The sequence below is a fragment of the Blautia caccae genome, from assembly GCF_040095955.1.
Lineage (GTDB): Bacteria > Bacillota > Clostridia > Lachnospirales > Lachnospiraceae > Blautia > Blautia celeris.
Genome location: NZ_JBBMFP010000005.1, coordinates 240,730 through 262,979 on the forward strand (window position 1 = coordinate 240,730; position 22,250 = coordinate 262,979).

The window sequence follows — 22,250 nt, forward strand, 5'->3', positions numbered from 1 at the left end:
GTATAACGGAGACAACAGATATGGCACAAAACTATCCAAAGAGAATTGAAATACAGGAAGGCATAGACCTGCTTCTCTCCCATACAGAGAGAATGGGGAAGGAAAAGGTGGAGATCGATCAGGCTTACGGCAGGATTTTGGCCTGCCGGATACTGGCCAAAGAAAATATTCCGCCCTTTGACCGCTCCCCCTATGACGGTTATGCCATCCGCTCTGCGGATGTTGCAGATGCGGGACATGATACGCCGGTGACTTTAAAAATTATTGAGGAGGTACCGGCGGGACATGCGCCCGAAAAAGCGGTAGGGCCTATGGAGGCAGTAAAAATACTGACCGGAGCGCCTATCCCTCAGGGGGCCGATGCTGTGGTGAAATATGAAGACACTTCCTTTACTGATAAGGAAGTGTGTTTCTTTTCACCCATTGCTTCGGGGAGCAACATCGTAAAAGCAGGGGAAGATGTAAAGACAGGAGAGGTCGTCATGGAGGAGGGCGGACATTTAAGCCCTGCGTCCGTGGGACTGCTTGCAGGTCTCGGGTATGGAGAGGTGGAAGTCTTCAAAAAACCCAGAGTCAGGATCATCAGCACAGGGGATGAGCTTCTGCCCGTGTCGGAGGAGCTGAAACCCGGTAAAATAAGAAACAGCAGTGCCTACATGCTGCAGGGGTTTCTGCGGCAGTGGGGAATCACAGCAGATATCTACGGAATTGTCAGAGATGACGAGGACGCCATCAAGGATGCGCTCACCGCGTGTCTGGCCGATGCGGACTGTGTCATAACAACCGGAGGCGCATCTGTGGGGGATTATGACCTGGCCCTTTCCTCTATGGAGGGAATCGGAGCAGAGGTGCTCTTCTGGCAGGTGAGAATGAAGCCGGGAATGGCAACTCTGGCAGCGGTAAAGGACGGCAGGCTTTTATTGGGCCTTTCCGGCAATCCTTCTGCAGCGGCGGCAGCTTTATTTTTGCTGGGGCTTCCCGCATTCCGTAAAATGTGCGGTAAAAAAGAATACAAAGTGCCCAGTATTCCGGTATGTCTGCCGGAGGGATTTCCAAAGAAAAGCCCGGGAGGAAGGATCATCCCCGGTATTCTGGAATTCCATCAGGGAAGAGTGTGCTTAAACACCAGGAAGAATCAGGCAAACGGTATGGTCAGCCCCTGGGGCGGCTGTAATCTCATCGGCATGATTCCAAAAGGCTCGGACGCACTTTTGCCGGGCAGCACCATTGATGCCCTTTATCTGGGGGAGGATTAGGATATGGTGAAGACAGCAGCAGGGATTCTGGCAGGAGGAAAGAGCAGCAGAATGGGAAAAAACAAGGCTTCCCTTACATGGAACGGTGACACCTTTCTGCATACGCTTATAGATGCCTGCCGGGATTTCCCTGAAATCTATGTCTCAGTGGATGACAGGGAAAAATACCGGGATCTGTCCTGTACACTGGTGGAGGATGAGGAAAAAGAATACGGACCGCTGGAGGGCATTTATCAGGTATTAAAGCAGATGGATGCACCGTATGCGGTGATGCTTGCCACAGACATGCCCATGATAAGCCGGGAATTTTTAAAGGCTCTGGTGTCAAACATTACCGGTGAGGAGGACTGCCTGGTGCTCAGAAGAGAGGGCAGGCCTCAGCCGCTGTGCAGTGTGTATGCAAAAAGGATTCTGCCTGTTGTGGAGCATATGCGCAGAAACCGGGAGCACAAGCCCGGACTTTTGTTTCAGCGGGTCAATACACGGTATCTGGATTTGGAGGAGCTGGGATTCGGAGAGGCGGTCATTGCAAATGTAAATACGCCTGAAGAATATGAACAGCTCTGTTTTCATTACGGCAGAAAGCTGCAGGAATTTGCGCCCCGTGTCAGGGAAAAACTGACACACGGAAAGGTAATGGTCTGTTACCTGGACGGATTGGGTTACCGTATGTACAAAAATGCGGCGGACAATGGCAGTGTGCCTTTTATCAGCCGCAATTTTTCCGTGCTCCCTGTGAGGACTGTGGAGCCGCCGGTGACGAATCCGGCTATGGCTACCATGATAACAGGGGAACTGCCGTATGTGCACGGGATACACTCCAGAAAGGACAGGGAAGTTCTGGTCCCCACCCTGTTTGCCGGCAGGAGTGGGGAAAATACAGCATTTTTAGAGGGGGATACCAGGATTTTGAAGACAGAACTTCTGCCCAGGCTTCATGCTGCGGCAAAGGGAAAAGGCTGCGATTATTGGATTTACCGGGATGCGTGCAAAGCGGCTTCGGAGGAAAAAGAATTTATTTTTGCCCATTTTCATGAGATTGATGATGCGGCCCATGCAGACGGCCCCTTTAGCTCTGCGTGTATGGAAAAATTAAAAGAGACAGACGGATATATAGAAGCGCTCTCCGGGATTTTTAAGGGAGAGATCCTGTTGATCAGCGATCATGGCGTGCATGAGACCGGTGACGGAGGGAACCATGGGGAGAATCCGTGTTCCAATGGCGTGTACTCCTATAACATAGAGGATATGCTGGCAGTCTGGGGTGAGCATATATGAAGATAGAAGATGGTTTGTTTGAAGGCATGACCCCTGTGAAACTCAAGGGGAAGTGTGCTGACGGAGCTGAATATTCCTATCAGGCTTTTTCGGTGAGTGAGGTACTGGGCAGTGTGACTGCGGACAGCCTCGTGGAGTTTGTGAGCTGGGACGGCAGGGATACGCTTGTTTCCGGTGAAGAAATCCTCGCGGGGGATGTATACCTTGCGCAGGATGGAGAGACATACCGTCTCGTGATTCCAAAGGATACACACCGAAGGCGCTGGTGTAAACATATAACAGAAATAGAGAGTGAGCAGGGAGGGTGACAGTTGAAAATCTGTACGATCGTAGGTGTGAGAAAGTCCGGCAAGACCACAACGGTTACCGGACTCATCAAAGAACTGAAAAAACGGGGATACCGGGTGGGAACCGTAAAGAGTGTGTTCTGTCCCGAATTTACCCTGGACACTTCTGACAGTAATACGTGGAGACACAGGGAGGCGGGCGCTGATCTTGTCTGTGTAAAAGGGAAAAAAGAGACCGATATTTTACTTCCGGCGGACGTAAGCGGGGATTTCTATGAGAAACTGCCTGTGGATTACCTCATACTGGAAGGAGAGTATGAACTTTGTGTGCCCAGAATCATCTGTGCACATAAGGATGCGGAGGTTTCGGAACGTTTGACAGAGGAGACGATTGCCATAGCAGGGAGACTTGCCGGGGATAAAAAAACCTATGGGGAGTTCAGAGTCTATCACTCTGTGGAAGAGATATCCGCTCTGGCAGATCTGCTGGAAACACTTCCGGATGCGGAATTTCCTTTAAAAAAGCGTCCCATGCTCCAAAAGGCAGCGGCTTTTTGCCAGTGTGGCTGCCATAAGGCAGAGAAAAAGCTGGCCGGAAAGAAAAAACTCACGGCCCATCCCTCAGAAGCACATAGAAAACATATCTTCCTGACAGGGGAAAAAGGGGCTGGCAAGAGCACACTTTTAAACCGTATTGTGGAAGAACTGGGAACAGAGCCGGTGGGTTACAGAACACTGCCCTATGAGATCGGCGGTGTCCAGAAGGGATTTTACCTGCACAGCCTGGTACCTGTGGGAGAATACGAAAATGACAGTCCGATCCTAATACGGGCCGGTAAGGGAAAGAAGATATCCATACCGGAAACCTTTGAGACACTGGGCGCAGCCGTGATGAAAAAGGTGAAGGAAATGCCTGAAAAAACAGCCGTGATAGATGAACTCGGAAAGGCTGAGGCAGATGCCCCCGCCTTTCAGGAAGCATTGTTCTCCTGTCTGGATACCCAGAGTCTTGTCATCGGTGTCCTGCAGAAGAATACAGGTGCGTTTACACAGGCAGTGGCAGAACGCCCCGACGTGGAAGTGATTGAAGTTACAGAAAAGAACAGAGACGGTCTTCTGGAAGAAATCTGTAAAAAAATCAAAAATATGGAATGAAAAGACTTGACTAAAATTGTCAAAATTGATATTCTTAATATAGTGATCCTGTTTAATACATGAACAGAGTCAGAAAACGGAAATATAAAAAAAATAAAGGGGCAAAACTGTCGTAAGGCAGTGACGCAAAGCCACGGGTCCCAAGGGAGGGATAGCCGGGCTGCAGACAGTGATGGACAGGGATATTCTGTCCGTCTGTTGTCTTTAAGAAAAACGATATCCCTGGGTATCGTTTTTTTTGGCCCTGAAAGGGGAAGGAGAATAAAAATTGAAAATGAAAAAGTTATGCGCCTGGCTTCTTGTATCCGGTATGCTCCTGCAGACACCGGGGACTACTGCATCTGCCGCTATTCAGGGGCAGGATGTGGAGTCTTTTAAATCCGGTGCGCAGGCAGCATCCGTGGATGTGGACAGCAGCCAGAAGATGGATGCCGGGAAGCAGAGCGAGACGCCCGGATGGCAGGCGGAAACGCTGAGGAACAGGAGCCTGCAGCAACCTGCAGAAGTGCCTGAGGGCCAGATGAAAATGCAGGGTGAACAGGCGGGAGCGCCAAAGAACGCAGAGGCTGCAGAGGAACAGATGGGAGAATCCGGAAAAGAAGGTACTACAGGAATACTGTCGGGAGAATCCGGGAAAGAGGATACTACAGGGATACTGGCAGGAGAATCCGGGAAAAAAGAGACCGCAGAGGAACAGACGGGAGAGTCCGGAAAAGCAGGGACCGCAGAGAAACAGACGGAAGAGTCCGGAAAAGCAGGGACCGCAGAGGAACAGACGGAAGCGTCCGGAAAAGAAGGGGCTGCAGGAGAACAGATGGCAGGTGATCCGGATGCGCAGAAAGGAGAAGGAGCACTGCTCTCTGAGACCGGAGCGGTGGTACAGAAAGGCCGGCTGCATCTAAGCCTGCTTTACACACTCCCATACAGTGCCCCGGAAGCGCTGAACAGAGGACTGCAGGCAGTTTTAACAGGTGGCGGCCGGCAGCTTACAGCATCCTTTTCCATGCAGGAGGGTGAGGGCGTTTCTAAAAAGGCGGAGGCATCTTTTACAGATTTGGAACCCGGGCAGTACCATCTCAGTATAAGCGGAGACAGCTTTGCCTCGTATGACCAGGATGTGGAGATACAGGCCATGGAGCAGAAGATGCAGTTTCTGGATGTCTATACAGGAATGGATTTTTCTGATATGGAAAAACATCCCGGTGTTATGGGATACGGTGACGTGAACAGGGACGGCGTGATTGATGAGCAGGACAAATCGGGATTGGTCTTGGCAGTTCATCAGGAAAGTACGGACAGTATCTATGATCTGAATCAGGATCAGAGTGTTGACCTTGTGGATCTGCAGTGGCTTTCATACAGCTACGGATTTGAGAAAACGGAAGCTTATGTGTCAAGAAGTTATCTGATGGATGAAATCACAGCAGATGTGGGAGCGTCCACCCGGGTGTCGGATGGCAGTATTGAGAGTATTTTGGGCGACGGGGGAAGCGTTTCCCTGGAGCCTGCAGACGGCGGGGAGATATCAGAGGAAAATCCGGTGGAACTGCAGCTTGATCTGGAAAAACGTTCCGATATAACAGCAGGCGCGCTGGTTCTGACACCGCCGAGAGATTCCGCCAATATCATCCGGGCAGGGTCCGTGACCGTGGAATACGATGATGAAAACGGGCAGCGGCAGACCATGGAGGTTCCCATAAGCGGAGTGTCCATGTTTGCCCTCACAGCGGCACAGGCGGTCATGGAACCGGACGGTACCATAATCATCAATCTGGGAAAACAGGTTGCGATCAAGAAGGTAGTCATCAAGGTGACAGATGCCGGAGGAAGCAGTCTGGCAGATATCTCCAGGGTGGAATTTTTAAACGGAATGGAGGACAGGATTCCTGCCCCCGTGATGAATATTCCCGACAATGTAAGTACAGAGCCGGGCGATAAGAAATTCACAGTGACCTGGAACGCGCAGACAAATGTAGCCGGCTATGAAGTTATGGTGAAAAAGGACGGGAAGAGCAAAGTATATCCAACCGCTGAGAACAGTATCCTTATCACAAGCTTTGGCACAGAGAAGATGAAAAACAATGAGGAGTACACAGTTCTGGTACGTTCAGTGAACGGCGACTGGAGCAGTGCCTATTCAGAGCCGGTGACCGTGGTACCCAAGCCCTCAAAGGCGCCTGACGCTCCGGAGAATGTGAACATTTCCGGAGGATACAGAAAACTGGACATCACCTGGAAGATGATGGAGGACACAGATTTCTACACCCTCTACTACAGGGAGCAGGGCACAGAAGAATTTGAAAAGAAAGAGAATATCAAACAGAACAAATATCAGCTTACAGACTTAAAAGACGGCACAACCTATGAGATATGCCTTACGGGAACAAATGAAATGGGAACCAGCGGCAAGTCAAAAATATACGCAGGAGAGACAACGGATATCAATCCGGCAGTCACTTCCAATTACAGGCTGATCAATACGCCAAAGGAGGGCGGAGGACTGACCGCGCATATTAAATCCATTGAATATCCCTCCTCAAAACCGGAGACAGATGCAGCAGTGGCAGACAATGATTATACCACCTCCTGGAGTCTGGCATCCTGGGATGCAGGCGGATACAATGCCGGAAAGCCTTCTCCTGTCATTACCTTTGATCAGAGCTATGAGATGGACAGGCTGGTGGTAGTACCGGATGAGAAGCAGCAGTATACATATGGATATGCCAAGACAAAATATTGGGATGAAGACGGCAATGAGAAAATGATAGACGGCCATTTTACACAGAAGAAGAGTGTGAACGGCAAAGTATATTATGAATTTCAGTATTCCCAGCCATTTAAGACAAATCGGATACAGATAAACTTTGCCATGGCTTGGGCACCTGCAGACGGAAGAATCTCCATAGCAGAGATGAAGTTTTATTATTATGACAGTCTGGAAAAAGAGGTCGACGGACTGTTTGCGGATACCATGCATTTGGAGCTGCGGGAGGATGTGACCTTAAAGACCATCGAAGAGCTGGAGAAAAGGGCAGATACTCCGGATGAGGCGACAGGTGATTATCATCCGAAGCGGGATCGGCTGCTGTCGGATCTGGCCTACGCGAAAGAACTTCTCAACGATAAAAATGCCCGCAGAGTAATGAAAGTGGACACAGCCGTGACAAAGAAAAAGGACGGCGCCCTGGGCTTTTCCGGCGGCCTGAACGCGTGGCAGCCTCTCGGCATCAGTGCTCACGCCGGAGAAGAACTGGTTGTGTATGTGGGCAGAGATGACGCGGAACTGGGGGCCAACACGAACCTGAATCTCATCGCCACACAGTATCACGCGGAATCAGGAAACTGGAGCAAGGTTGTGGTCCAGAATCTGAAAAACGGAAAAAATGAAGTTACCATTCCCCAGATTGGAAGTCTGAGTGCAGAACACGGGGGCAGTTTGTATGTGGAATTTACAGGAAATAATGACGCGTTGAATATGAGCGTGCGTGTAAGCGGAGGGCAGGAGATACCAAAGCTTGACATTTCAAACGCGGCAGATGAGGCGGAAGCAAAAGAAGCGGTCAGGGCGTATGTGGAGAAATTAAATGCATATGTTCCGGAAATTTCGGATCTTCACAAAAAGTTTCATGAGGGGAATAAGGAAAGCGGCTGTGACTACAGCTATGACAAAAAGAACTGCATTTTGGGAGCAACGGACATTGTACTGCATCAGATGATGTATTCCGTATCCGCGGAACAGATCTTAAACGGTATCAACAACAAGCTGAAAAACCAGGGAAAAGAAAACAGCCTGGACAACCAGACAGAAGTATTATACGAATCCTGTCAGGCCATGGAACAGATGGTGACACTGTTTTACCAGCACAAAGGACTTGGCGATTATAATGGTGACAAGACACTGGCAGCCCGGTACGGCGGCAAGAACAATCTGCCATCCAGCCGTCTGAATATCCGTTACATGAGAATGTTTTCAGGGGCATTTATGTATGCCGGCGGGCTCCATATCGGTATCGAGTGGGGCAGCGCAGCAGGACTGGCAAACAGTGTACCGGTACAGAGTGACAACGGCAGATATGTGAGCGGACAGCTATTTGGCTGGGGAATCGCCCATGAGATTGGCCATATCATCAATCAGCCATCCTATGCCATTGCGGAAATAACCAACAACTATTACTCCATTCTGGCACAGGCCAAGGAGACGAATGATTCTGTCCGTTATCAATATGCAGATGTATATAAAAAGGTCACTTCAGGGACAAAGGGCCGCGCAGAGAGCGTATTTACAAGCCTTGCCATGTATTGGCAGCTCCATCTGGCCTATGATGAGGGATATAATTTCAGGACTTATGATAACTATGAGGAGCAGTTTAATAATCTGTTCTTTGCAAGAGTGGATGCATACGCCAGAAATACGGCCATTGCGCCGGCGCCCGGAGGTGTCGCTCTCACAATTCCAAAAGATGTGGACAACACTCTGATGCGTCTTTCCTGTGCGGCAGCGGAAAAGAACCTGCTTGCATTCTTTGAGCAGTGGGGTATGACGCCGGATTCAGATACTATGGCGTACGCATCACAGTTTGAGGAGGAGACAAGAAGGATCAGCTATATTTCAGATGAGGCAAGAGCATACCGTATTGAGGGCGGAGAAAGCACGGCAGCACAGACTGCAGTAAGTGCGGATCTTTCATATGTTCCGAATTCCAACCAGGTTACGATCACGCTTTCCAATAATGCGGCTGACCAGAACTCCATGCTGGGATATGAAATATACAGAAACGGCCAGGTCATCGGGTTTGTGGAGGCGAAAGACGGTACCGTGACATTTACGGATACCATTGCGTCCATGAACAACAGAGTGTTTACTTATGAGGCAGTGGGATATGACAAGCTGCTGCAGCAGACAGAGAGGGCTGCCATAGACTCTGTGAAGATTTCCAATGACGGAAGTGTGGCGAAGGATGGATGGAAGATAACTACAAACATGACCTCATCAAGCGACCGTCAGGAGGAAGGAAATGAGGAAGATCCGGAAGGAATCACCATTTCCGGAATCAGCAGTATTTGTAACAATGACTATGCAGATGTATATACCGGAGAGGCAAAAAACCCGGAGATCGTCATCAGCTTCGGCAGAACCCTTCAGGCCGCTGCCTTTAAGGTGACAGCCGCTGACGATAAAACAGCAGTCAGGAAATTTGAAGCCTATGTAAGCCAGGACGGAAACCAGTGGACCCCTGTAAAAACAGGAACACTGTCCTATTCACGGGATACGGCTGTTTCCTATTTTAACAAAGAGGGGGATTCCTGGCTGTATACCTACGACGCGGCTTATCTGAAGCTGAAAATCAAGGGCCAGAGTGCGGTCTCCCTGTCAGAGATAGATATTTTAGGACCTACGGGAGACAATGTAGAGCTGCTGGATAAGGGAATCGGCATCCTGGATGAAGATTACAGCTATGATGCTGAGGGCGGCAGAATACCGGCAGGTTCCCTGATCTTTACAGGGGAATATAAAGGAAATCCTTCCTATAATGTGGTAAAACTGTATGATCAGAATGGAAATATCCTGGATGGTTCCCAGTTGATCTTTGCAGAGGTTCCGGCAGAAGGGGAATTAGGTGAGGTCTCCTCCGGTACCTGGATCTACTATATGGAACCGGATCAGATTCCATCCGGTGTGACAAGTGTCAGAGCGGAATTATACAGAGTGGACGATGCGCATACAAATGAAGGGGAGCGTCTTGTGAGTGATACACTGCCTATGGAAGTGCCTGACCCGCTGCCGCCCATTCATTTGAAGGACAATCATGAGGAGGGGAACGGATGAAAAGAATGAAGAGCTTATGTATGGTCCTGATTTTGGCCCTGTTCGTGACTTATATACCCGTGCGCGCCGCAGAGCAGGATGATACAATGATCAAAATGCAGCAGAAGGATACGAGCCAGGTGGAGCTGGCTCTGTACCCCAATGCAGATATGATAAAGAACCACGCAACAACACTCAGGATTCAGATGCAGATAAAGGAGACGGAAAGCGGGAGTATCCGTGATGTCCGGTTTGCTTTCTCAGAGGATTTACAGAATGATTGCAGAATCCGGGAGGCTATTTATGAAAACGGTATTCTGGACATTTATCTGTCATCATCAGGCGCTTTGTTTGAACAGGCCCGGGATGTGACAATCGGTACAATTTCAGGGACTCCCAGCAATGAAATGTTCCGGGCTTTTGTAATGCCTGAGAGCATAACGTTTGTGGACCAGAGCCATCAGATGAGATATGTGGATGAGGGAGTGCTGCAGGGGATATCTTATGAATGGGCAGTAGGGGAAAAAGTACCGGACAACCCGGATTACCCAGACAACCCGGATAACCCGGACAATCCAGACAACCCAGATAATCCAGATCCGGACAACCCGGATAATCCAGATAACCCGGACAATCCAGATCCGGATAATCCGGATAACCCAGACAATCCAGACAACCCAGACAATCCAGATCCGGACAACCCGAATAACCCGGACAATCCAGACAACCCGAATAACCCAGATTATCCAGATGGAATATGCACAGCTTTCACATACGAGGAACTGGAAAAAGGTCTGGCGGATACCAGTGTTACAAGCCTGATCTACAAGAGCAAAGACGGAAACGGTTTAACCGGGGAACAGCAGAAGACCGTGTTCAAAAGCCTGAAAGGGACAGAAAGAACCCTCACCGTTATGGCAGAAGAGGACAACAGGCTTTTGTATTCCTGGAAATTTACCGGAACGGGAATTGCAGATCCGGATATTGCCATGGATTTTACCATTGCCCAAGAGAAAGAAAATAAAAAGGCCGGCAGCCTTATGGCCAAGGGATCAGAGAATTTATATCTGGAATTTGCCCATGAAGGAGAGCTTCCGGGACTGGCTGAAATTGAAATTTATGCAGGCAGCAGTTTTAAAGATGGACAGAATCTTTACCTGTATTATTACAATACCGAGAAGAATGCAATGGAACCGGTACAGAAGAATATTAAGGTTGTGAACGGATATGTGACAGTGCAGATAAAACACTGCTCCACCTATGTTCTCACCACAAAGCAGATCCGCAAAAGTGAGCAGTTCCCTGCAGTGATTGTGGATAAAACGGATAACACGAAAAAGACACCTGCGAAACCGGCAGCAAAGACAGCAGCCAAAACAGCTAAAACAGGAGATTCCTCCCCAGTGGAAGCAATGATCCTGCTGGCAGGACTCTCTGCGGCAGTCATGATTATTAGCCGGAGGAGCAGAAAAAAGAATATTTAAGAAAAAACAGCATCGGCATATCAATTCCTGGGCCGATGCTGTTTTTGCGTGCGGAAATTTTTTTTAGGATAGGTGTTGACAGGTGTGTATCTAATGTGTATAATGAGTATATACAATAAACGATATATATACACGCGCGCACAGAAAGTTGAGAAGTAAGGATGAATATTATAATCAGCAATACAAGCGGGAAGCCCATATACGAACAGATCACGGAGCAGATAAAGCAGGCAATCATGAGAGGCCAGCTAAAGCCGGGGGAGTCACTTCCATCCATGCGCCTTCTGGCAAAAGAACTCCGCATCAGTGTGATCACCACGAAGAGAGCATATGAGGAATTAGAGAGGGATGGATTTATTTGTTCTCAGGTCGGCAAAGGCAGTTTCGTAGCGGATACAAACCATGAGCTTGTGAGAGAGGAGCAGTTAAAGGAAATAGAAGGTTTATTGGAAAAAGCTGTAGAAAAAAGCAAGATCAATGGAGTAGAACTGGAAGAATTGACAGAGATGCTTAGAATGCTCTATGAGGAGGAATAAAAATGGAAGCAGCGATCAGAATTGAAGGTCTGGTGAAAAACTATGAAAAATTCTCACTGGACCACATTAATTTAGAAATTCCAAAAGGAAGTATTGTAGGGCTGGTTGGAGCAAACGGAGCCGGTAAGACCACCCTGATCAAGTGTATTCTCGGAATCATAAAAAGAGATGCCGGTGAAATCTATGTGGACGGCGAGAAACTGGAAGAAAAGAATGACAACTGGAAAAACCAGGTGGGTATGGTTCTGGCAGAAGCAAACTTCCATGAGACCATGAACGCTGTACAGATTGGCAGGATCATGGAGAACATTTTCAGCCAGTGGGATGCAGGACTGTACGAAACATATCTGAATGACTTTAAGCTGGAACATAAAAAGCTGATTAAAGATTACTCCAGAGGAATGAAAATGAAGCTGCAGATCGCAGTAGCGCTCTCTCACAGAGCCAAGATTCTTATATTTGACGAGGCAACCAGCGGCCTTGATCCTCTGGTTCGCGATGATCTGCTGGATATCCTGCTGGAATACATTCAGGATGAGGCACATACAGTGCTCCTGTCCTCGCATATTATCAGTGATTTGGAGAAGGTATCCGACTATATAGCATTTATCCAGAACGGCAGGCTGCTTTTTGTGGAGAATAAAGACGAGATCCTTTACCGTTACGGTGTGGGAAAATGTTCCAAAGAGGATTACAGCACACTGGATAAAGAAGGAATCCTGCGGTTGAAAAGAGGCGTTTTAGGCTACGAATTTTTGGTGCAGGACAGACAGGCGTTTATGCGCAGATATCCGGATATGGTAGTGGATGCTCCGGATATTGAGGATGTTCTTCTGCTGCTGGAGAAAGGTGAGGTGGTATCATGAAAGGGCTTATACTCAAAGATATATACAGTATCAGAATCAGGCAGAAAACATATGTACTATTATTTTTATTTTTATGTGTGTTTGGCTACGTGATGAAGAGTCCAGGATACGTGGGTGTTATGTGCATTGTGGTATTCTTAACGACGATGCTCAGTCTGTTCAATTCGGATCAGTATTATCATTGGGACACCTATGCTGCTTCATTTCCTCTGGGAAAAAAGATGATTGTACAGGCAAGATATATGCTGGTTATTATTATGACTTTAGCGATTGCTTTATTTTCAATAGTAATATCCGGAGTAACGGCAGCACTTTTGGGTATGTCTGTAGCAGACCAGGTACTCAGTACTGTTTCCGGCTGCATGGCTATCCCTATTTTTACAGGTATTGTCATACCTGTAATCTATAAACTGGGTGTGGAGAAAGGCAGGATAGTTTTCATGATGCTTTTCATGATCCCGTTTTTAGCACTGACGCTTTTAAAGGATTTGATACAAGGGACAGCTGTGGAAAAACTTCTGGTTAACCTTCAGCAGAATCCTAACGGACAAGTAATAATCGCAGGTATACTTTTAGCAGTAAGTATTCTGGTTTTAGCAGTATCTTACATGATTTCAATCAGGATATACAGCAATAAGGAATTCTGATTCAGAAAAGAACCTGGTTTGCCCTGCATTGTCATACAGACGTGATAATTGTTTTCTTGACTTTAAAATTATACAGTGATACATTATTCTTAGTGTAAAAAACTGGATAAGTAAAAGTACGGAGAGTGGGAAAATGTCACAGGAAGAAAAGCTGCTGCGGGCAAAAAAAGTGATTGAAAACAGCAGGTATCTGGTATGTCTGCTGGGAATGCGGGTGAGCAGCCAGTGCGGATGCACAAACTGGAGATCAGACCAGGATGCGTATGATATTGAAACCAGATACGGATGTTCCCCTGAGGAAATGTTCAGTGCTGAGTTCTATAATACGAGAGTGACGCAGTTTTATGACTTTTACAAACGGGAAATCCTCAGCAAAAGAGGAAGAATCAATGAAGGTATGAAGATTCTGAAGCGTTTGGAGGACAGGGGAATCCTGCAGGCTGTCATTACCCGTGATATCTACTCCCTGCCGAAAAGGGCAGGATGCAAAAAGGTCCTGGAGATCCACGGAAGCATTTACCGGAATGTATGTCCGAAATGCAGAACGAAATACCCCATGAAAGCAGTGGCAGAGTGTGCAGGAACTCCCAAATGTACCAAATGCGGCACAACCATCCGCCCGGAGGTATGCCTGCGGGGAGAAATGGTGAATAACGCACTTCTGACCCGTGCGGTTGACGAGGTGGGAATGGCAGATACCCTGCTGCTTCTGGGATGCAGCATGCATTCGCAGCTTGCAAAGACATATGTAAAATATTTTGAGGGGGATAAGGTAATCCTCATCAACGACCAGGATCACTATGCGGATACGGCAGCCGATCTTGTAATTGATGGTAAGGCCATGGATATTATGAGCAAATTGGGATTGTAAAAGAGAAAAGGCTTGCATATGCAGGCCTTTCATACTGTAGACCCCCGGCTGGCAGCCGGGGGTCTTTTTTTAATGGAAATATACAATAAATATTATTTTGCCATATGTAATATTGCTGAATTTTCAGGAATGGGGTGAGAAACGGTGGACAGCAAGTTGTTAAGAAGATATAATTAGATTGCTGTTGACTCTTTCCAGCAGGAAGGAGGTGGCATAATGCACTACATAGATTCATTTTTTATTTTTGTCATGGCGGGTATAGTTTGTTACTATATTAGTAAATGGTTAGACAGAAAAAAATAACAACAGCTAGCCTGGGTTATCCTACCCTATAAAGGAAAAAGAAACCCCAGGAAGATAGCGCTTCCTGGGGTTTCGCTTTTGTGACATAACACACATAGATTCATTTTCTGTTATTTTTATATTAAACTAGAATAACTTAAATGTCAAGAAATACATATAATGTTTTTTGGCAAAACCATAAAATGGGGTTTGACTTTGCAAAATCTTGCTTATAAAGGTTTTCTTAGAATTTACCTTCTTTAGCCGCTTCCTCAACAGCCACAGCCACAGCCACAGTCATACCAACCATCGGGTTGTTACCTGCGCCGATCAGGCCCATCATCTCAACGTGAGCCGGAACAGAAGAAGAACCGGCGAACTGTGCGTCAGAGTGCATACGTCCTAAAGTATCAGTCATGCCGTAGGATGCAGGACCTGCTGCCATGTTGTCCGGATGCAGGGTACGTCCTGTACCGCCGCCGGAAGCAACGGAGAAGTATTTTTTGCCGGCTTCGATACGCTCTTTTTTGTAGGTACCTGCAACCGGGTGCTGGAATCTGGTCGGGTTGGTGGAGTTACCTGTGATGGAAACGTCAACGTCTTCCTTCCACATGATAGCAACACCTTCACGTACATCGTTAGCGCCGTAGCAGTTAACTTTTGCACGAAGTCCCTCAGAGTAAGATTTTCTGAATACTTCTTTTAATTCGCCTGTAGCATAGTCGTATTCTGTCTCTACATATGTAAATCCGTTGATACGTGCGATGATCTGTGCAGCGTCTTTTCCAAGACCGTTTAAGATAACGCGCAGAGGCTCTTTGCGGACTTTGTTTGCTTTCTCAGCGATACCGATAGCACCCTCAGCAGCAGCAAAGGATTCGTGGCCGGCCAGGAATGCGAAGCACTGAGTATCCTCTTCCAGAAGCATTTTTCCTAAGTTTCCGTGTCCGAGACCTACTTTACGCTGGTCAGCAACAGAACCCGGGATACAGAAAGCCTGAAGTCCTTCACCGATAGCAGCAGCAGCGTCAGAAGCTTTTTTGCAGCCTTTTTTGATCGCAATGGCAGCACCTACGGTGTATGCCCATTTTGCATTCTCAAAGCAGATCGGCTGGATGCCTTCTACCATTTTGTAAACATCGAGACCTGCAGCTTTTGTTACTTCTGCAGCTTCTTCGATGGTGTTAATGCCGTATTTATTCAGAGCAGCAAGAACTTGTTTTTCTCTTCTTTCATATGATTCAAATAAAGCCATTAATTTATCCTCCTATTCTTTCTATGACAGATGTTGCAGTGTATGTATAATTATTCTTTTCTCGGGTCAATGATCTTCACTGCATCGTCAACGCGGCCGTACTGTCCCTGAGCTTTTTCATATGCTGTGTTTACATCATCGCCTGCTTTGATGAAGTCCATCATTTTTCCGAAGCTGATGAATTTGTAGCCGATGATCTCATCCTCTTCATTTAAAGCGATACCAGTAACGTAACCGTCTGTCATTTCCAGATAACGAGGTCCTTTTTTCAGGGTACCGTACATAGTACCGATCTGAGAACGAAGACCTTTTCCTAAATCCTCCAGACCTGCACCGATAGGAAGTCCGTCTTCAGAGAATGCACTCTGGGTTCTTCCGTATACAATCTGTAAGAATAATTCTCTCATAGCAGTATTGATAGCATCACATACAAGGTCAGTATTCAGAGCTTCCAAAATGGTTCTTCCTGGTAAAATCTCAGATGCCATAGCTGCAGAGTGAGTCATTCCGGAACATCCGATCGTCTCAACCAGTGCCTCCTGGATTACACCATCCTTTACATTCAATGTTAATTTACAGGTACCCTGCTGCGGTGCACACCAGCCAATACCGTGTGTTAAACCGGAGATGTCCTTAATTTCTTTTGCCTGTACCCATTTTGCTTCTTCCGGGATTGGAGCTGCGCCGTGGTTAACACCCTGATGTACCTGACACATTGTTTCTACTTCGTGTGAATAAATCATTTTAAAACTCCTTTCAAGAATATATTTACTTCAAGTGCGTTAGAAATTTAACGTCCTATTCCAATTCATTTTCTCACAAAGTGACAAAAAAATCCAGAGTTATTTTTTAAAAAAGTAAAATTAAAAGCGGTCTGTCCCTGTAAATGGTAAAATATGGCGGGACACAGTTTTTCACAAATCAAAAATATGTTCTTTTCGATTCATTTAAGGTTGATTATTTACACGGAAATCCAAACATTTGTTGTTTCGGTTGACAAAGCCAATTGCTCCTGTTAATATAGTTAAGTAAATTTAATTAAATTAGCAAAACTAATAAGCGGGAGGATGCATATGGATCTTGTAAAAGAAATCAATGATTTCTACTATCACATGGCTCTGTACGAGCTGCAGGTGATGAATGGAAATGATTATTATAACGGGCTTTCCTACAACAGCCTTTTGTACATCAATGTGATGGAACAGATGGAGGAGTGCACAGTCAGCAAGATGGCCGATGTGCTGAAGATCACAAAATCCGCCGTGACCCTGAAGATCAATGAACTGGTAAAACAGGGCGTGGTGGTAAAAAAACAGAGCGAAAAAGACAAGCGGGTCTATTTTCTGGAGTTAAGCCCCCATATGGAGCAGATCGTGGGAGTATATGACCAGGTATTTTATAAAATAGAGAGGGAATTAAAAGAGAAATATCCGCAGGAGCAGTTAGAGATGTTCGGGGATGTGCTGAAGACCATCAGCGGATACCAGTGGAGGGATATGCAGGATGATTGATCAGGGACTGGAAAGAAAAATAACGGTTCCCTCTATCCTGAAATTCGCTCTTCCCTCCATGGTCATGATGGTCGTTATGTCCCTGTATACCGTGGTGGACGGTATGTTTGTGTCAAGGCTTGTGGGCACGGACGCTTTCTCTGCCGTGAATATCGTATATCCTCTGCTCAGCTTTGTGATCGCTCTGGGGACCATGTTCGGCACCGGCATCACTGCCATTGTGTCAAGAAAGCTGGGAGAGGGAAAGCAGCGGGAGGCCAATGAAAACGTAACGTTTATCACTCTGTTTGCCGTGGGGCTGGGCATTGTGATCACGGTTCTCTCCTTTATATTCCTGGAAAGGCTCATTTACATGCTGGGTGCGGATGAGGATATCTACGCATACTGCTATGCCTATGCCTTTCCCCTGCTTTTCTTTCAGCCGGCCAATATACTGCAGCTGGAGTTCCAGAGCCTCTTTGTGGCAAACGGAAAACCACATATCGGCCTTACCGTCACAGTGGCGGGCGGACTGGCCAATGTGATACTGGATTATGTCTTCATCGGTGTGTTCCACATGGGAATTGCCGGTGCAGCGGTGGCTACGGGAATCGGCTACTGCATTCCTGCATTTTTCAGTGTTTTTTACTTTACATTTAACCGGAAGGCGCAGCTTCATTTTGTAAAGCCAAAGGCAGACTGGAGGGTACTGCTTACATCCATGACAAACGGCTCCTCAGAGATGGTGAGCAATCTGTCAGGAAGTATCACAACCTTCCTGTTCAACATAATCATGATGCGTCTTGTGGGAAATGAAGGTGTCGCGGCAATATCCATTCTGCTGTATCTGGACTTTGTGCTGATCGCCATAAGCCTTGGGTATTCCATGGGAGTGGCACCGCTGTTCAGTTATAATTACGGCGGGGGAAATGTGGCGAAACTACGAAAATTATATAAGATCAGCATCGGATTCTGTATGGGTGTGGGTGCGGTGATGACAGTGGGAACCCTGCTGTTTTCCGGAAATCTGGCCGCTGTTTTTGCCCGGCGCGGCAGTCAGGTCTATGAACTTGCCACTGCGGGACTTTTGGTTTATGCGTTTGGGTATCTGTTCAAGGGATTTAATATCTTCAGCTCAGCTATGTTTACCGCCTTTGGGGATGGGAAGGTTTCGGCAGTCCTGTCTTTTATGCGGACGCTGGTGTTTCTTGTCATCTTTTTGATCGGATTTTCCGTACTGTTCGGTGTGAGCGGAGTCTGGAGTGCGTCCGTGGCGGCAGAGCTTATGGCATTTGCCCTGGCTGTGTTCTATACCGTTAAAAAAAGATCCGTATATCACTACCTTCCCTGAGCGGGAATGATGGACGCGGATACGCGAATATAGTATAATGAAGATACGAAAATTCCGGAGTCCGTGAAGAGACCGGGGAAGGCGGTGCGTGCTTGAAGGGATGGGAAATGCTTCTTCTGCCGGCAGCGGCAGTGCTGATGGTTTTTTTGGGAACCACATATGTGAGAAAAAAACATGAAACAGGCAGAAAGGAGATTGGATACAAAGTCTCTGCCACACTGATGGCTGTGCTTCCGGCGCTTTACCTGGCAATTCGGGAGCAGAACCGAGTCTCCCTGCTCATAGCAGCGGGAACGCTCTGCTGCATGGCTGCCGATGCGCTTTTGGAGGTACAGTTTGTGACAGGTGCCGCCGTGTTTGCTGCGGCTCATCTGTTCTTTATCGCAGGGATGCTGTGCCTGGTATCACCGGGCCTGTTTACGCTGGTATTGTTTGCCTGTGTGTACGCAGTACTCTTTGCCATACTCAGGCCGTATATCAGAAAACTTGGGAAGCTGGCGGTTTTGGGGGCGCTGTATGTGGCGTTTCTCTGTGCCATGTTTTCCATGGCGGGGACTGTGTTTTTTGAAGATCCGGGGCTGTCCGGCGGGGCTGCGGCTCTTGGCGGGGCCGCGTTTGTCGCATCGGATACCATACTGGCTGTGAATCTCATAGGGGAAAAGAACAGCAGAAAATTAGATAAAATACTTCTGGTTTTGTATTACAGCGCGGTTTACCTGCTGGCTGTGTGCAGATATTTACCGGGATGAAAAAAGGAGGAAGGCTGTGTGCAGCTTTCCTCCTTTTTTCAGCTGTAACTGTGGTCCACCTGGATCACTGCGTAGTAGCAGCCCCGGAGCCCGCGGATCTGGTCTTTGACCTTGTTTACCACGTCCACTTCAGTCATTGAGAAATCATGGGGAATGACCAGGTCGAAGATCAGATTGGAATGGGTGGGGCCTTCCACCACACGGAAATCATGCATATTCAGCCGGGGTGAGATTTCGGCGAGGATGCGGTTCACCTCCGCCTTCAGTTGATTGATATGGACATTGTCTGTGACTACCGGGTCCATATGTATGGTGGCGGAACAGTGCAGCTTTTCCTGAAGCTCCTTCTCAATGTTGTCTATCTCGTCGTGAATCTGTAAAATGTCACCGCTTGCGGGCACCTCCGCGTGCAGGGATATCATCAGTCTGCCCGGTCCGTAGTCGTGGACGATCAGGTCATGGATGCCCTGGACTGTGGGATGGGCTGTGACAAGAGATTCTATGCTTTTTACAAAGTCTTCCTTGGGCGGTTGTCCCAGAAGCGGGTTCATGGTCTCTCTCAGAGCCTGGATGCCGGTGTAGAAGATAAAGAGTCCAACCAGAATACCGCACCATCCGTCAATGAGGATACCCGTATACCGCCCCACCAGTGTGGCTGCCAGGACAACGGCCGTGGATACGGTATCACTGAGGGAATCCGCAGCCGTGGCGGACATGGCCGCGCTGTCCAGTTTTCTGCTCAGGGCCTTATTATAGTATGCCATGTACATTTTTACCAGGATAGAGGCGCAGAGGATGGCAAGGACCAGAGGACTGCTGTCCACCGGGGCGGGGTTTCTGAGCTTCTCAAAGGATGACTTCACCAGCTCAAAGGCCATGATCAGCACAGCGATTGACACAAAAAGGCCGGATATATACTCAATCCTGCCGTGTCCGAAGGGGTGTTCCGGGTCCGGCTTCTGGCCTGACATCTTAAAACCAATCAGGGTGATGACAGAGGAACCGGCGTCCGAGAGGTTGTTGAAGGCATCGGCCGTGATGGCAATGGAACCGCTGAGCATACCGGCTGCAAATTTTCCGGCAAACAGTACAAGGTTGAGAAAAATCCCCACCGCACCGCTTAAAATACCATATGCCTGGCGCACCCGGGGCATGGCAGTGTTTTTATAATCCTTGATAAACAGACGTGATAATAACTGAATCATATAGCTCCCTCCAAATATTGGTTTTGTGAAATTCTCTGTTTATTTTATACGAAAGTTTGGAAAGACGCAAGAAAGCAGGAAAAAGATTTACATTCTCGGGTGCGAATGATATGATAAAAAGGAATAAAATTGCAGATAACACAGGGGGGAAATACATATGAAAAAGAGAATGAGATATATCTGCTGCCTGATGCTGGCAGCTTCCTTGACTGCCGGACTTCTGGCAGGATGCGGAAATGATACGGCCGGTACGAAGGATAAAAGCACAACAGAGGATAAAGCGCAGACAAAAGAAAAGGAACAGGACAGCCAGGAGAAAACCGGAGAAGGGGAGCAAGAGGATGCAGTGAAGCTGAATCCCGACAAACCGCTCTCCATCACGATCTGGCATTATTATAACGGTGCCCAGCAGGTGGCGTTTGACGAGCTTGTCAATGAATTCAACGAGACGGTTGGAAAAGAAAAGGGCATTTTTGTGAAAGGCTACAGCCAGGGAAATGTGAATGAACTGGAAGACGCAGTGATGGCCTCCATGAACGAGGAGGTGGGGTCTGAGGAAATGCCCAATATTTTCTCAGCCTATGCGGATGCCGCCTATACGGTGGACAAAAGGGGAAAGCTTGCGGATATCTCAGCCTACATGTCAGAGGAGGAGCTGGATTCCTATGTGGATTCTTATATAGAGGAGGGAAGAATCGGGAAAGGCAATACGCTCCGCATTTTCCCCACAGCGAAATCCAGTGAGATCTTTATGATGAATAAGACAGACTGGGACAAATTTGCGGAGGCATCCGGCGCCTCCCTGGATGACCTCTCCACCCTGGAAGGGGTGACGGAGACGGCGCAGAAATATTACGAGTGGACAGATTCCCTGACCCCTGACGTGCCGGAGGACGGCAAGGCTTTCTATGGAAGGGATTCGGTTGCCAACCTCTTTGTCATCGGTTCCAAGCAGTTCGGCCAGGATATCTTCCGGGTGGAGGACGGCAAAGCTTCCGTTTCGGCGGACCGGGAAACCATGAAAAGAATCTGGGATAACTTCTATGTGCCCTTTGTGAAGGGATATTTTACGGCGTACGGAAAATTCCGTTCAGACGATGTGAAGATCGGCGAGATCCTGGCATTTACAGGCTCCTCCACGGCGTCCATGTATTTTCCGGACGAGGTGGAGCAGGAAGACAGTGCCTACCCTATAGATTATGTGGTCCTGCCTGCGCCCTCCTTTGCAGAGGGAGAGAATTATATTGTGCAGCAGGGAGCCGGAATGGTGGTCACAGAGACCACAAAGGAAGAGGAATACGCCTCCGTATTGTTTTTAAAATGGTTCACAGAGTCAGAGAACAACATCCGTTTCAGCTGCGCTTCCGGCTATCTTCCGGTGAAGAAAGAGGCAAACAGTCTGGGGGCGGTTGACAAGGTAGTGAAAGAACAGGGACTGGAAATCCCGGATAAGACCTATGATGTCCTGGATAGCCTGTTCGGCACGCTTGAGACAGCAGTGCCTTATACCACCAAGGCGTTTGAGCACGGAACCGAGGCCAGGAAAGTTCTGGAATACAATCTGGCTGACAAGGCGGCAGAGGACAGAGCAGCTGTACAGGAGCTGATCGCCCAGGGGCAGACGCTTGAGGAAGCCTGTGCCTCATATATATCGGAGGAATCCTTCCAGAACTGGTATAACGACTTTGTGGCAGCTTTGCAGAATACCATGAATAAAGCAGAATGAGGCGGA

Annotated in this window: 17 protein-coding genes and 1 riboswitch; of the genes, 14 read left to right on the forward strand and 3 right to left on the reverse strand. The window is 47.9% G+C overall.

The window, feature by feature from the left end:
• Positions 1-20: 20 nt before the first annotated feature.
• The 10 genes from WMO65_RS07785 (at position 21) to WMO65_RS07830 (ending at position 14,186) form a co-directional block, all read left to right on the forward strand.
• On the forward strand, positions 21-1,256 hold the full coding sequence (locus tag WMO65_RS07785; RefSeq protein WP_033143446.1) for a molybdopterin molybdotransferase MoeA: 1,236 nt from the start codon (positions 21-23) through the stop codon (positions 1,254-1,256).
• A gap of 3 nt (positions 1,257-1,259) precedes the next feature.
• Positions 1,260-2,534, forward strand: coding sequence for an NTP transferase domain-containing protein (locus WMO65_RS07790; RefSeq protein ID WP_148392913.1), 1,275 nt, complete (start codon positions 1,260-1,262; stop codon positions 2,532-2,534).
• The gene (locus WMO65_RS07795) at positions 2,531-2,842 is read left to right on the forward strand and encodes a hypothetical protein (protein WP_033143445.1); all 312 of its coding nucleotides are present in this window, start codon (positions 2,531-2,533) and stop codon (positions 2,840-2,842) included. Before WMO65_RS07790 ends, WMO65_RS07795 begins: the two co-directional genes overlap by 4 nt.
• A gap of 3 nt (positions 2,843-2,845) precedes the next feature.
• Positions 2,846-3,976: a molybdopterin-guanine dinucleotide biosynthesis protein B gene (gene mobB, locus WMO65_RS07800; protein WP_052099694.1), complete on the forward strand. Its 1,131-nt coding sequence runs from the start codon at positions 2,846-2,848 to the stop codon at positions 3,974-3,976.
• Positions 3,977-4,066: 90 nt separating this feature from the next.
• A riboswitch (cyclic di-GMP riboswitch) is annotated at positions 4,067-4,144 on the forward strand.
• 106 nt (positions 4,145-4,250) lie between these two features.
• A complete protein-coding gene (locus tag WMO65_RS07805; RefSeq protein WP_243128830.1) occupies positions 4,251-9,803 on the forward strand; it encodes a fibronectin type III domain-containing protein in 5,553 nt (1,850 codons plus the stop codon).
• Positions 9,800-11,266 (forward strand): hypothetical protein, encoded by a 1,467-nt coding sequence (locus WMO65_RS07810; RefSeq protein ID WP_187370617.1) that lies wholly within the window; start codon positions 9,800-9,802, stop codon positions 11,264-11,266. Before WMO65_RS07805 ends, WMO65_RS07810 begins: the two co-directional genes overlap by 4 nt.
• Positions 11,267-11,427: 161 nt before the next feature.
• On the forward strand, positions 11,428-11,802 hold the full coding sequence (locus WMO65_RS07815; protein ID WP_033143444.1) for a GntR family transcriptional regulator: 375 nt from the start codon (positions 11,428-11,430) through the stop codon (positions 11,800-11,802).
• A 2-nt stretch (positions 11,803-11,804) separates the two neighbouring features.
• Positions 11,805-12,668, forward strand: coding sequence for an ABC transporter ATP-binding protein (locus tag WMO65_RS07820; RefSeq protein ID WP_033143443.1), 864 nt, complete (start codon positions 11,805-11,807; stop codon positions 12,666-12,668).
• Positions 12,665-13,315, forward strand: a complete 651-nt coding sequence (locus WMO65_RS07825) for an ABC-2 transporter permease (protein WP_148392911.1) — start codon at positions 12,665-12,667, stop codon at positions 13,313-13,315. The genes WMO65_RS07820 and WMO65_RS07825 overlap by 4 nt, the downstream gene beginning before the upstream one ends.
• A gap of 133 nt (positions 13,316-13,448) precedes the next feature.
• The gene (locus WMO65_RS07830) at positions 13,449-14,186 is read left to right on the forward strand and encodes an SIR2 family NAD-dependent protein deacylase (RefSeq protein ID WP_148392910.1); all 738 of its coding nucleotides are present in this window, start codon (positions 13,449-13,451) and stop codon (positions 14,184-14,186) included.
• 526 nt (positions 14,187-14,712) lie between these two features.
• Here the strand turns inward: WMO65_RS07830 and WMO65_RS07835 are convergent.
• Entirely contained in the window at positions 14,713-15,723 is a 1,011-nt protein-coding gene (locus tag WMO65_RS07835) for a GGGtGRT protein (RefSeq protein ID WP_033143440.1), read from the reverse strand.
• 50 nt (positions 15,724-15,773) lie between these two features.
• Entirely contained in the window at positions 15,774-16,466 is a 693-nt protein-coding gene (locus WMO65_RS07840; RefSeq protein WP_033143439.1) for an iron-sulfur cluster assembly scaffold protein, read from the reverse strand.
• A 330-nt stretch (positions 16,467-16,796) separates the two neighbouring features.
• On the opposite strand from WMO65_RS07840, the gene WMO65_RS07845 reads away from it, so the two are divergent.
• The 3 genes from WMO65_RS07845 (at position 16,797) to WMO65_RS07855 (ending at position 19,313) form a co-directional block, all read left to right on the forward strand.
• Positions 16,797-17,234: a MarR family winged helix-turn-helix transcriptional regulator gene (locus WMO65_RS07845; RefSeq protein WP_033143438.1), complete on the forward strand. Its 438-nt coding sequence runs from the start codon at positions 16,797-16,799 to the stop codon at positions 17,232-17,234.
• The gene (locus WMO65_RS07850; RefSeq protein ID WP_187370616.1) at positions 17,227-18,564 is read left to right on the forward strand and encodes an MATE family efflux transporter; all 1,338 of its coding nucleotides are present in this window, start codon (positions 17,227-17,229) and stop codon (positions 18,562-18,564) included. Before WMO65_RS07845 ends, WMO65_RS07850 begins: the two co-directional genes overlap by 8 nt.
• 92 nt (positions 18,565-18,656) lie before the next feature.
• Complete coding sequence (locus WMO65_RS07855; protein ID WP_033143437.1) at positions 18,657-19,313, forward strand: lysoplasmalogenase family protein; 657 nt, start codon at positions 18,657-18,659, stop codon at positions 19,311-19,313.
• 38 nt (positions 19,314-19,351) lie between these two features.
• Here WMO65_RS07855 and WMO65_RS07860 read toward each other — a convergent pair whose 3' ends face one another.
• The gene (locus WMO65_RS07860) at positions 19,352-20,518 is read right to left on the reverse strand and encodes a cation diffusion facilitator family transporter (protein WP_033143436.1); all 1,167 of its coding nucleotides are present in this window, start codon (positions 20,516-20,518) and stop codon (positions 19,352-19,354) included.
• Positions 20,519-20,675: 157 nt separating this feature from the next.
• On the opposite strand from WMO65_RS07860, the gene WMO65_RS07865 reads away from it, so the two are divergent.
• Positions 20,676-22,244 carry an extracellular solute-binding protein gene (locus WMO65_RS07865; protein WP_181014396.1) on the forward strand — a complete coding sequence of 523 codons (1,569 nt, stop codon included), beginning with the start codon at positions 20,676-20,678 and terminating at the stop codon, positions 22,242-22,244.
• Positions 22,245-22,250 lie beyond the last annotated feature (6 nt).

Bases quoted from the DNA above. Each gene is read 5' to 3' on its own strand.
- WMO65_RS07785 (WP_033143446.1), top strand. From the start codon at position 21: ATGGCACAAAACTATCCAAAGAGAATTGAAATACAGGAAGGCATAGAC.
- WMO65_RS07790 (WP_148392913.1), top strand. From the start codon at position 1,260: ATGGTGAAGACAGCAGCAGGGATTCTGGCAGGAGGAAAGAGCAGCAGA.
- WMO65_RS07795 (WP_033143445.1), top strand. From the start codon at position 2,531: ATGAAGATAGAAGATGGTTTGTTTGAAGGCATGACCCCTGTGAAACTC.
- WMO65_RS07805 (WP_243128830.1), top strand. From the start codon at position 4,251: ATGAAAAAGTTATGCGCCTGGCTTCTTGTATCCGGTATGCTCCTGCAG.
- WMO65_RS07810 (WP_187370617.1), top strand. From the start codon at position 9,800: ATGAAAAGAATGAAGAGCTTATGTATGGTCCTGATTTTGGCCCTGTTC.
- WMO65_RS07815 (WP_033143444.1), top strand. From the start codon at position 11,428: ATGAATATTATAATCAGCAATACAAGCGGGAAGCCCATATACGAACAG.
- WMO65_RS07820 (WP_033143443.1), top strand. From the start codon at position 11,805: ATGGAAGCAGCGATCAGAATTGAAGGTCTGGTGAAAAACTATGAAAAA.
- WMO65_RS07825 (WP_148392911.1), top strand. From the start codon at position 12,665: ATGAAAGGGCTTATACTCAAAGATATATACAGTATCAGAATCAGGCAG.
- WMO65_RS07830 (WP_148392910.1), top strand. From the start codon at position 13,449: ATGTCACAGGAAGAAAAGCTGCTGCGGGCAAAAAAAGTGATTGAAAAC.
- WMO65_RS07835 (WP_033143440.1), bottom strand. From the start codon at position 15,723: ATGGCTTTATTTGAATCATATGAAAGAAGAGAAAAACAAGTTCTTGCT.
- WMO65_RS07840 (WP_033143439.1), bottom strand. From the start codon at position 16,466: ATGATTTATTCACACGAAGTAGAAACAATGTGTCAGGTACATCAGGGT.
- WMO65_RS07845 (WP_033143438.1), top strand. From the start codon at position 16,797: ATGGATCTTGTAAAAGAAATCAATGATTTCTACTATCACATGGCTCTG.
- WMO65_RS07850 (WP_187370616.1), top strand. From the start codon at position 17,227: ATGATTGATCAGGGACTGGAAAGAAAAATAACGGTTCCCTCTATCCTG.
- WMO65_RS07860 (WP_033143436.1), bottom strand. From the start codon at position 20,518: ATGATTCAGTTATTATCACGTCTGTTTATCAAGGATTATAAAAACACT.
- WMO65_RS07865 (WP_181014396.1), top strand. From the start codon at position 20,676: ATGAAAAAGAGAATGAGATATATCTGCTGCCTGATGCTGGCAGCTTCC.